Source organism: Azonexus sp. GW821-FHT04F04 (genome assembly GCF_059420025.1).
In genome coordinates this window covers 26532-36937 of sequence record NZ_JBWKSX010000020.1, presented here as the reverse complement: position 1 = coordinate 36937, position 10406 = coordinate 26532, and the positions used below count along the sequence as shown (strand labels likewise).

The following is a 10406-nucleotide window of genomic DNA, read 5'->3' as shown; positions in this document are numbered from 1 at the left end:
CTGGTCATCGCTTGCCCCTGCGCGCTGGTGCTCGCCACGCCGGTGACGGTCGTCAGCGGACTGGCGGCAGCGGCCCGGCGCGGCATCCTGATCAAGGGCGGCGTCTATCTGGAGGAGGCCCGCAAACTGCGCGTCATTGCCCTCGACAAGACCGGCACCATTACCGAAGGCAAACCCCGTCTGGTCGCCACTGAACTGCTTCCCTCGACGATCCCCGAATCCCAGGTGCTCGCTTGGGCGGCCAGCCTCGCCGGGCACTCGGACCATCCGGTCTCAAAAGCGATTGCGACCGGTCTCAGGCTTCCGGAGAACGGCTTGACCGATTTTCTCGCCCTTGCCGGACGGGGTGTGGAAGCGCGTGCCGACGGCCAACTGCTGATCCTCGGCAATCATCGCCTGATTGAGGAACGCGCTCTGTGCAGTGCAGAAATTGAGGCTCGCCTTCAGGTGCACGAGACGCGAGGCCGGACGGTCACCATGCTGGCGACGGAACAGCAGGTGCTGGCGATTTTTGCGGTGGCCGACACCATCAAGGAAAGCTCACGGGAGGCGGTGGCCGATCTGCACCGGCTCGGTGTCGTCTCGGTCATGCTGACCGGCGACAATGCGGCGACGGCCGCGAGCATCGCCAAGGAAGCCGGCATCGACGACGCCCGGGGAAATCTTCTTCCTGAGGACAAACTGGCGGCCATCGAAGATTTGCAGGCTCGCTATGGCCCGACCGCGATGACCGGCGACGGCATCAACGATGCACCTGCCCTGGCCCGTGCCGACATCGGCGTGGCCATGGGTGCTGCCGGGACCGATACGGCCATGGAAGCAGCCGACGTGGTGATCATGAACGACGACCTGCGGCGCATTCCGGAAACCATACGCTTGTCTCGCCAGACCCACGCCGTACTCTGGCAGAACATTGCCCTGGCTCTTGGGATCAAGGTCGTGTTCCTTGGACTGGCAGTATTCGGAAATGCCACGATGTGGATGGCGGTGTTTGCCGACATGGGCGCCAGCCTGCTGGTCGTCGCCAACGGTCTGCGGATGTTGCGAACCTCTGCACCGCAAACCAAAGACTAAAGACCCGTTGTTGGTCGGCATCGGCAAAAGCAGCGGGGCCGTCAGCAGGCCAGTCGTACGCCTATTTCTGTCTCACCATGGGCGGATTTTGCGAAGGCCTCCCCGTCATGCATCCGGGCAATCGCGCCAACGATGGCGAGACCCAGTCCATGATTCTGATGGCCGTGGCTACGTGAGGCGTCTACGCGGAAAAAGCGGTCGAAGATATGAGGCAGACTCTCAGCAGAAATCGGTTCCCCTCGATTGATCACCGAGAGCTTGATGTGTCCATGAGTTTCCGCGGCGATACGAATCACGATTGAACTTCCGTGATCCGCATACCGAGCCGCATTATTCAGCAGATTGGACAGCACGCGCCGGAGCAGCGCCGCGTCGTACTGGCCTGATGCATCGCCTTCGATAGACCATTGAAGGTCAGATTCGATCAGCACCGCTTCGTAGTAGTCGGCCACTTCGGCGCAGAGCTGGGCAAGGCTTTGAACGGGCATCCGCCGAGCTTTAGCACCCCGGTCGGCTTGCGACAGGAATAGCATGTCATTGACGATGCACGACAGCCTGTGCATTTCTTCGAGATTCGAACCGATGCAATCGCGCAGGTGTTCGTCCTTGTCGTTGCTACGCAAGGCCAACTCGCTGCTGGCGATGATGTTCGCCAATGGGGTTCTCAATTCGTGCGCCACATCGGCATTGAACCCTTCGAGTTGCTGATAGGCTTTTTCCAGTCGATTCAGCAAATCGTTGAACTGATCGACGAGAACTTGCAACTCGGCCGGGATTCGCGCTGTTTCCAAGCGCTTGTCGAGGGAAAGGATTGCGAGACTGCGCGTTTGCTCAGCCAGCTTCCGAATGGGGGCCAGTCCAAAATAAACGATCAGGTAGCCGCCCAGCGTGATTGCCGCACTCCCGATCAACGCAGCCCCCCAGAGGATGGCTGCGAGGCGATCCAGAATCGCTTCATCGGGCGCAGTCTCAAGTGCCAATTCGGCAACGGCAAAATCTGTCCTCTGTGCTTCATCGGGGAGTGCAAACGAATAAAAACGAGCTTTTGATGGCCACGCACTTGGCATCGAGATGAAGCGAGCCTCACCCAGCCTATCGATTAACTTGAGATGCGAGTCCCGATTGATTTTCAGAAGATCGTCAAGGTCGTGTTCAAGCGACCCCGGTTGCAGGTGTCCCGGTGTTTCTTCAAACAGGTGCCGAATTGCCGTGCTGAGCTTTTCAAGACGCAGGTCCTGTTGTGTTTCAAGGTTGGCTTTGACCGAGAAAAAGACTCCGAGGCACAAACACCCCAGAACACCCAAACTCAGCGAAGCGAGCCAGCGTATGAGGCGACTGCTCAGCGTCGGATTGATCATTGTTCTGAGTCTCATTCGCGCAGTTCGAGGACATAGCCCATGCCGCGTACGGTATGCAGCAACTGCGTCTCGAAGGGCGTATCCATTTTGGCGCGAAGTCGCTTGATCGAAACTTCGACGACATTGGTGTTGCTATCGAAGTTCATATCCCAAACCTGCTCGGCAATCTCGGTTCGTGACAGCACCTCGCCTTGTTTCCTGAGAAACAGAGAAAGCAGGAGGAACTCCTTGGCACTCAGATCGACGCGCTGACCGTTCCTGGAGACCTTGCGGCGCACCAGATCCATTTCGAGGTTATGAAGTGTCAGCCTGTTTGATTGCGTCTCCACTTGATGTGGTGCTGATCGCCTAAGCAGACCTTGAATCCGTGCAATCAGCTCAGAAAAGGCGAAGGGTTTGACCAGGTAATCGTCTGCGCCTGTTTGCAATCCGGTGACCCGATCCTCCACCTTGCCCAAGGCTGTAAGCATCAAGACTGGCGTCTGTTTTTTGGTACGCAAAGCGGCAAGCAGGGTAAGTCCGTCCATTCCCGGCAACATGGAGTCAAGGATAATTGCCGAATAATCGAACGCCAGGCTCATATGAAGCCCGGTTACCCCATCATGCGCAATATCAACCACGAAGCCTGCCGTGCCCAAGCCTTTTTGCAAGTACAGCGCAAGCTTTTGTTCATCCTCGACGACCAGTAATTTCATTTCTTCACGAAGCAAAAGATGTCAAATTTGTAAACTTCCTGTTGGCATTCTGTCAGAGCCCATTTCATATAGTTCATCCATGCCAGGCCGTTGTTCGGCATATATCAAAACCGATGAACCGGTATTTAATGAAGGAGTTCCTATCATGAACGTTAAACAAGTCTTTTCTATCCCTGTTCTTTGTGCCGGATTGGTCCTGTCAGGACAGGCCTTGGCGGAGTCGGTCATGCATAGCGGGCCCGACGGAACGGTAAAATACTACCCGTCGCATGATTCCAGCAACAAAACCACTCAGCAAGTCCAAAAGGAGCTTGAGGAGTTTAAACGTAACCCGATTAGCGCCGATGGTCAGTATCGATATGTTGGCGGTGATCAAGGCTGGGTGCTTGTCCCGCACGAATATGTCCTTCGTGATGGTAAATGGCAACATGTGGATAAACTCAACCACAACACGCCGGCCCCCTCTCTGAAGATGACACCGGAAGAAAAAAAGCAGCATGAAGCGCTCTACCAAGGTGGCTAATTAGCCTGCCAGAAAATATGTTGCCTAGAAGAGTGGCAGGTAATCGAGCTATCTGCCACAAATCTTGCAACTTCGGTGCAAAGACATCACTAATATCCCTATTGCTCTCACTCTGCTACTATTATCAACATGCGTCGTTGGCTTGCCGTTTTCCTGTTGATCTTACTGTCACTCCAGATTACCTGGTCGGTGGCGGCGAGCTATTGCCAACATGAAACAGGCGCTACTGCGCATCATTTTGGTCACCACGAGCACAAACATCAGGCTGACGATAGCGCCAAGGCGGCCAAAGGCCAACTCTCTGGCATCGACAGTGATTGTGCCGTCTGCCATGCCAGCTGTATTGCAGTATTAACCAGTGTTACCAATACCCAGCAGGTTGCTGGTGGCGTAGCCGATCACCCGTGGTCTCCCCATTTCTTGACGTCGCCACCTAGCGATCTGCCTGAACGTCCCAACTGGTCGATCTCCGCCTGATCGGCGGGGTTGGGTTACTTTTCCCATATCTGTTTGCCGCAGCTTGAGCTGCGCACGATGCCAAGCCGCTTGCGGTGTGGCGCCCCGCCGATTTCCTGATGTGTCTTTCATCAACGGAGAATCGGATGTACCGCCAACAACCAATTATCGCTTTACTGGTCCGAACCCTTTTCGGATTTACGGTGATTGCCAGCACCAACCTCTGGGCGCAGACGCAAAATGTGCCGTCGCTGATCGAAGCCGTACCTGCGCTTGCCAAGGAACCGACCGGAACCTTAACCCTTTCCGCTGCAATCGATCTCGCGCTAGCGGCCAATCCCGAACTATCTGCCGCAACCAATGAATTGCGAGCAGTCGAGGGAGCGGTGATTCAAGCAGGGATACTGCCGAACCCGGAAGTTTCAACCTTGGTTGAAGATACGCAGAATAAGGCGACCCGAACCACAACCGTTCAGATCAGCCAATTAATCGAGTTGGGGGGCCGGCGTGCTGCACGGATTGTTTCCGCCGAGCGGGGACGGGATGTAGCCGCTGCCGACTTGGTGGCCAAACGTCAGGGTATCCGAGCTAGCGTCGTTGGCGCCTTCTTCGATGTCCTGGTGGCTCAAGAACGGGTACTGCAAACAGAGGATTTGCTCGGCCTCGCCCAACGCGCTACCCAAGCTGCATCGCGCCGGGTTACGGCCGGCAAAATTTCTCCCGTTGAGGAAACCAAGGCCCGCGTTGCTGGGGCGTCTGCACGGGTGGAGTTGAATCAAGCCAAAGGGGATTTGGTCGCAGCACGAAATCGTCTGGCAGCGACCTGGGGAAGTAAGACGCCACGGTTTGAACAGGTCGAAGGGCGTATCGACAATCTGCCAGAAATTCTCTCCGCCGACGAGATCGATCGTCGGTTGAACAACTCCCCGGTTCTTACCCGAGCACGCCACGAGACCGATCGTTTTGCAGCGCTTGCCGATGTCGAGCGGTCTCGGCGGTTTCCAAACGTCACGGTCAGCTTGGGTTCAAAAAAGGTTGAAGAACTTGGGCGCAACCAAACCATCGTGGGCGTCTCGATCCCCTTCCCGATATTCGACCGCAACCAGGGCAATGTACTCGAAGCACTGCGGCGGGCGGATAAGGCTCGCGATGAGTTCAGCGCCACTGAGGTTCGCTTAAGCACGGAAGTCACACAAAACCAGGAACGCTTGAAGTCACTGGTCGTTGAAGCGCAAGCCTTACAAAGCGAAATTCTGCCCGGCGCACGCAGCGCCTATGACGCAGCCAGCAAAGGGTTCGAGCTTGGGAAATTCAGTTTTCTGGAAGTCCTGGATGCTCAACGCACCTTCTTTCAGGCAAGAGCCCAATACCTGAGAAGTTTGTCCGAGGCGCATCGGACTGCTGCCGAACTAGAGCGCGTACTGGGCTCCAGCAATTCAATGTCGTCCCCAATGCCAAGTCGTCCGTAGGAGCAAGCAGTGAAATTCAATATCGACAAGAACGCTTTTAACCTTTCCAAAAAACAAGGTATCGCCATCGCTGTCATTTTGGCGATGGGCATTGCTACCGGCGGCTGGATTCTGGGTTCTTCCTCTTCGGGTCAATCAGCAGAGAAGAGTGAGCATGCCAGCCATGCCGAATCCAAGGGGCATGCTGATGCCGAGCATCATGGCGCTCAGGACGGTGACGGCCATGATCACGCCAAAGGCCACAGCGACGCAGAACATCATGAGGATGGACCGAAGACGGGCTCTCATGGAGGCAAGTTGTTTACCGAAGATGGATTTGGCCTGGAGTTATTGTTGGCTGAAGAAGGTGGTGAGCCTCATTTTCGTGTCTGGCTGTTCCAACAGGACAAGCCCTTGGCCCCTTCAGCAGCTAAGGTTTCTGTGACGTTGACGCGGCCGAACGGAGAAAAGCAGGAAGTGGCCTTCAAGGCGGAACAAGACTTCCTGATCAGTACCAGTCCGATCGCCGAACCCCATGCCTTTGAAGCAGCTATTACCGCTAAGATGGCTAATACACCGTTCCTGTTCATCGATACGAGGGAAGAAGGAAAAATCGAACTGACTGATGAGCAGGTCAAATCGGCCGCCATCAGTATCCAGAAGGCGGCCCCTGCCAAAATCCGAACAGCGGCACAACTGCCGGGTGAGATCCGCTTCAATGAAGATCGGACAGCTCACGTTGTGCCGCGGTTAGCTGGTGTCGTTGAAAGTGTCCCGGCCAACCTTGGGCAATTGGTCAAGCGCGGACAGATACTGGCAGTTATCGCCAGTACCGGACTCTCCGAGCAGCGCAGCGAACTGTTGTCGGCGCAGAAGCGGCTGACGCTTGCCAAATCGACCTACGAGCGGGAAAAAAAGCTCTGGGAAGAAAAAATTTCCGCCGAGCAGGACTACCTCCTGGCACAGCAGGTTTTGCGGGAAGCTGAAATTGCCGTCGCCAACAGCCAGCAAAAACTGATTGCGCTGGGGGCAAGCCCGAGCGTTTCGGGAAGCCTCAACCGCTATGAAATCCGGGCACCTTTCGATGGCATGGTCGTGGAAAAGCACATCGCGCTCGGCGAAGCGGTCAAGGAAGATGCCAGCATATTCACGGTTTCCGACCTGTCCACGGTTTGGGCGGAAATCGTTGTTCCCGCCAAGGATCTGAACATCGTTCGCATCGGCGAAAAGGTCGTCGTCAAGGCGACTGCATTCGAATCGAAGGCGGAAGGCGGCATCTCCTATGTTGGCGCCTTGCTCGGCCAGGAGACCCGTACGGCCAAGGCGCGTGTCATCCTGGACAACCCAAAGATGGCCTGGCGGCCTGGCTTGTTCGTTAATGTCGAAGTGGTCTCCGGTGAGGCCGAAGTCCCGGTAAGCGTTGTGGCCGAAGCAATCCAGACGATCGGGGACAAGAGCGTTATTTTTATCAAGGTGGCTGACGGCTTTGTTGCCCAACCCGTCACCTTGGGGCGTTCTGACGGCAAGCTGATCGAAGTGCTCAGCGGTTTGAAGGCTGGAACGCCATACGCTGCAGCCGGTAGCTTTGTCCTGAAATCGGAACTCGGCAAGGGCAGCGCCGAGCATAGCCACTGAGGCGGGGGAGAACAACATGTTTGAACGCATCATTCGCCTCGCCATCGAGCACCGCTGGCTGGTCATTTTGGCCGTGCTTGGCATGGCCGTACTGGGCATCTACAACTACCAGCGCCTGCCGATCGACGCGGTGCCCGACATCACTAACGTCCAGGTTCAGATTAATACGGCGGCACCTGGTTATTCACCACTGGAGGTTGAGCAACGGGTGACCTATCCGGTCGAGACCGTCATGGCCGGATTGCCCCATCTGGAACAAACCCGCTCCCTGTCGCGTTATGGCCTGTCCCAAGTCACGGTGATTTTCAAGGATGGAACGGACATCTATTTCGCTCGCCAACTGGTCAATCAGCGTATTCAGGAAGCCAAGGAAAAGCTTCCGGCTGGAATTTCGCCGGCCACGGGGCCAATTTCGACAGGTTTGGGGGAAATTTACCTGTGGACCGTAGAAACCGAAGACGGAGCCAGAAAGCCAGACGGTAGCGCCTATACACCGACCGATTTGCGCGAGATACAGGATTGGATCATCAAACCGCAGTTGCGCAATGTGCCGGGAGTTACCGAAATCAACTCGATCGGCGGGTTTGCCAAGGAATACCAGGTTGCGCCCAGCCCTGAAAAACTCGCTTCCTATGGGCTGACGTTGCAAGACGTCGTAACCGCTCTCGACCGCAACAACAGCAACGTCGGGGCAGGCTATATCGAGAAGCGTGGCGAACAGTATCTGATCCGGGCGCCAGGCCAGGTACGGAGCATCGAGGACATCCGCAATGTCATTCTCGGCAATGTGCAAGGGGTGGCGATCCGCGTTCGCGATGTAGCTGAGGTCGGTATCGGCCGCGAACTGCGTACCGGTGCCGCCACCGACGACGGTCGTGAAATCGTCCTCGGTACGGTGTTCATGCTGATTGGCGAGAACAGTCGAACCGTCTCTGCAGCCGTAGACAAGAAAATGGTGGAAATCAACCGCAGCCTGCCCGAAGGAGTTAAGGCGGTCACCGTCTATGACCGGACTGTTCTGGTGGATAAGGCGATCAATACCGTCAAGAAGAATCTCCTTGAGGGCGCTGTTCTGGTCATCGTCATTCTGTTCCTGTTCCTTGGCAACATCCGGGCAGCGGTAATCACAGCTATGGTGATCCCGCTTTCCATGTTGTTTACCTTTTCAGGAATGGTGACTTACCACGTCAGTGCCAACTTGATGAGCCTCGGAGCCCTCGACTTCGGGATCATCATCGACGGTGCGGTCGTGATCGTGGAAAACTGCGTGCGCCGACTGGCCCATGCCCAAGAGCATCACGGACGGCCGCTGACCCGGACCGAGCGCTTCCACGAGGTCTTTGCCGCATCCAGGGAAGCACGCCGACCGCTGCTTTTCGGCCAACTCATCATCATGATTGTCTACCTGCCAATCTTTGCGCTCACCGGCGTCGAAGGGAAAATGTTTCATCCTATGGCCTTCACCGTGGTCACGGCTCTGGTTGGCGCCATGATCCTCTCCGTCACCTTCATCCCGGCGGCAGTAGCGCTGTTTATCGGTGCGAAGGTGGGAGAAAAGGAAAACATCCTGATGCGGACCGCCAAGCGCTGGTATAAGCCAGCGCTGGCCAGTGTCATGACCAATAAGCCTGTGGTCCTGGTCTTTACAGCCGTTATTGTCATTCTCTCCGGCTTGCTCGTCACCCGCATGGGGAGTGAATTCGTTCCCAGTTTGAATGAAGGCGATTTCGCCATTCAGGCACTGCGTATTCCGGGAACCAGCCTGTCCCAGTCCGTTGCCATGCAGCAACAACTGGAAAAGCGGCTTAAAGCGGATTTTCCAGAAATCGAGCGTGTGTTTGCGCGGACAGGAACAGCTGAAATCGCTTCCGATCCCATGCCCCCCAATATCTCGGACGGCTACATCATGCTGAAGCCGGAAACGCAGTGGCCCGAGCCAAAGAAATCCAGGGATCAACTGCTGGCAGCCATACAGGAGACCGCGGGTAAGCTGCCGGGCAATACCTATGAATTCTCTCAGCCAATCCAGTTGCGCTTCAACGAGTTGATCTCCGGGGTCCGCAGCGATGTCGCGATCAAGATATTTGGCGACGACATGGATGTGATGAACGAAACGGCGGGCAAAATTGCCGCCGTTCTGGGAAAGATACCCGGCGCATCCGAAGTCAAGGTGGAGCAGACGACCGGCTTGCCCATGCTGACCGTCAACATCGATCGCGACAAGACCGCTCGCTATGGGCTCAACGTCGGCGATGTTCAGGATGCGATTTCGACGGCCATTGGTGGTCGAGAGGCTGGAACCATGTTCGAAGGCGATCGACGCTTCGATATTGTCGTTCGTCTACCCGATAACCTGCGTTCTGATATCGAATCGATGAAGCGTCTACCGATCGCCTTGCCAAAAAGCACTGCAGTCAGCAACGGCATCGAGGGGCGTACGACCTATATCCCTTTAAGTGAGGTCGCCAGCCTGGAAGTCGCGCCGGGGCCCAATCAAGTCAGCCGGGAGAATGGCAAGCGGCGCGTGGTCGTCAGTGCCAACGTTCGGGGACGGGACATCGGCTCGTTCGTGGGCGAAGCACAGACACGCCTGGCAGAGGTCAAAATTCCGACCGGCTATTGGACATCCTGGGGCGGAACCTTCGAGCAACTGGAATCGGCTTCTCAACGCCTGAAAATCGTCGTGCCTGTTGCCTTGCTGCTGGTGTTCACGCTGCTGTTTGTCATGTTCGGCAATGCAAAAGATGGATTGCTAGTGTTTACCGGCATTCCGTTCGCGTTAACGGGCGGTGTCGTTGCGCTTTGGTTGAGAGACATCCCGCTGTCGATTTCAGCCGGTATCGGTTTCATTGCCTTGTCCGGTGTGGCGGTACTCAACGGGCTGGTGATGATTGCGTTCATCCGTAGCTTACGAGAAGAAGGACGCACTCTGGATGATGCCATTCACGAGGGAGCATTGACCCGCTTGCGTCCCGTGCTGATGACGGCCTTGGTCGCTTCCCTCGGCTTTGTTCCCATGGCAATAGCAACGGGCACCGGTGCCGAAGTTCAGCGTCCGCTCGCCACGGTAGTGATCGGCGGCATCCTGTCATCGACTGCACTGACGCTTCTCGTTCTGCCCCTTCTTTATCGTCTTGTCCATGGCAAAGATGCTGAGGAAGAGGATTTCACCGCCGAGTCGGCCCCCGAGCCGACACAAGCATAAGGTTTGCAGGCG

8 protein-coding genes are annotated in these 10406 nt (G+C 56.3%); 6 read left to right on the top strand and 2 right to left on the bottom strand.

The window, feature by feature from the left end; all coding sequences use genetic code 11:
• The coding region (locus AC07TV_RS22425) for a heavy metal translocating P-type ATPase (RefSeq protein WP_494650599.1) at positions 1–1074 on the top strand (1074 nt) is incomplete at its 5' end.
• Between the two features lie 41 nt (positions 1075–1115).
• Here the strand turns inward: AC07TV_RS22425 and AC07TV_RS22420 are convergent.
• Both AC07TV_RS22420 and AC07TV_RS22415 read right to left on the bottom strand, forming a co-directional pair.
• The gene (locus tag AC07TV_RS22420; protein ID WP_494650597.1) at positions 1116–2432 is read right to left on the bottom strand and encodes a heavy metal sensor histidine kinase; all 1317 of its coding nucleotides are present in this window, start codon (positions 2430–2432) and stop codon (positions 1116–1118) included.
• Between the two features lie 11 nt (positions 2433–2443).
• Positions 2444–3127: a heavy metal response regulator transcription factor gene (locus tag AC07TV_RS22415; RefSeq protein ID WP_494650596.1), complete on the bottom strand. Its 684-nt coding sequence runs from the start codon at positions 3125–3127 to the stop codon at positions 2444–2446.
• A 145-nt stretch (positions 3128–3272) separates the two neighbouring features.
• Here AC07TV_RS22415 and AC07TV_RS22410 point away from each other — a divergent pair, with 145 nt between their 5' ends.
• The 5 genes from AC07TV_RS22410 (at position 3273) to AC07TV_RS22390 (ending at position 10394) form a co-directional block, all read left to right on the top strand.
• Positions 3273–3650, top strand: a complete 378-nt coding sequence (locus AC07TV_RS22410) for a hypothetical protein (protein ID WP_494650595.1) — start codon at positions 3273–3275, stop codon at positions 3648–3650.
• A gap of 129 nt (positions 3651–3779) precedes the next feature.
• A complete protein-coding gene (gene czcI, locus AC07TV_RS22405; protein ID WP_494650594.1) occupies positions 3780–4127 on the top strand; it encodes a cation efflux protein, CzcI family in 348 nt (115 codons plus the stop codon).
• Positions 4128–4252: 125 nt separating this feature from the next.
• Positions 4253–5575: a TolC family protein gene (locus AC07TV_RS22400; protein ID WP_494650592.1), complete on the top strand. Its 1323-nt coding sequence runs from the start codon at positions 4253–4255 to the stop codon at positions 5573–5575.
• A 9-nt stretch (positions 5576–5584) separates the two neighbouring features.
• Positions 5585–7189: an efflux RND transporter periplasmic adaptor subunit gene (locus tag AC07TV_RS22395; protein ID WP_494650591.1), complete on the top strand. Its 1605-nt coding sequence runs from the start codon at positions 5585–5587 to the stop codon at positions 7187–7189.
• A gap of 16 nt (positions 7190–7205) precedes the next feature.
• Positions 7206–10394, top strand: coding sequence for a CusA/CzcA family heavy metal efflux RND transporter (locus AC07TV_RS22390; RefSeq protein ID WP_494650590.1), 3189 nt, complete (start codon positions 7206–7208; stop codon positions 10392–10394).
• Positions 10395–10406: the final 12 nt, after the last annotated feature.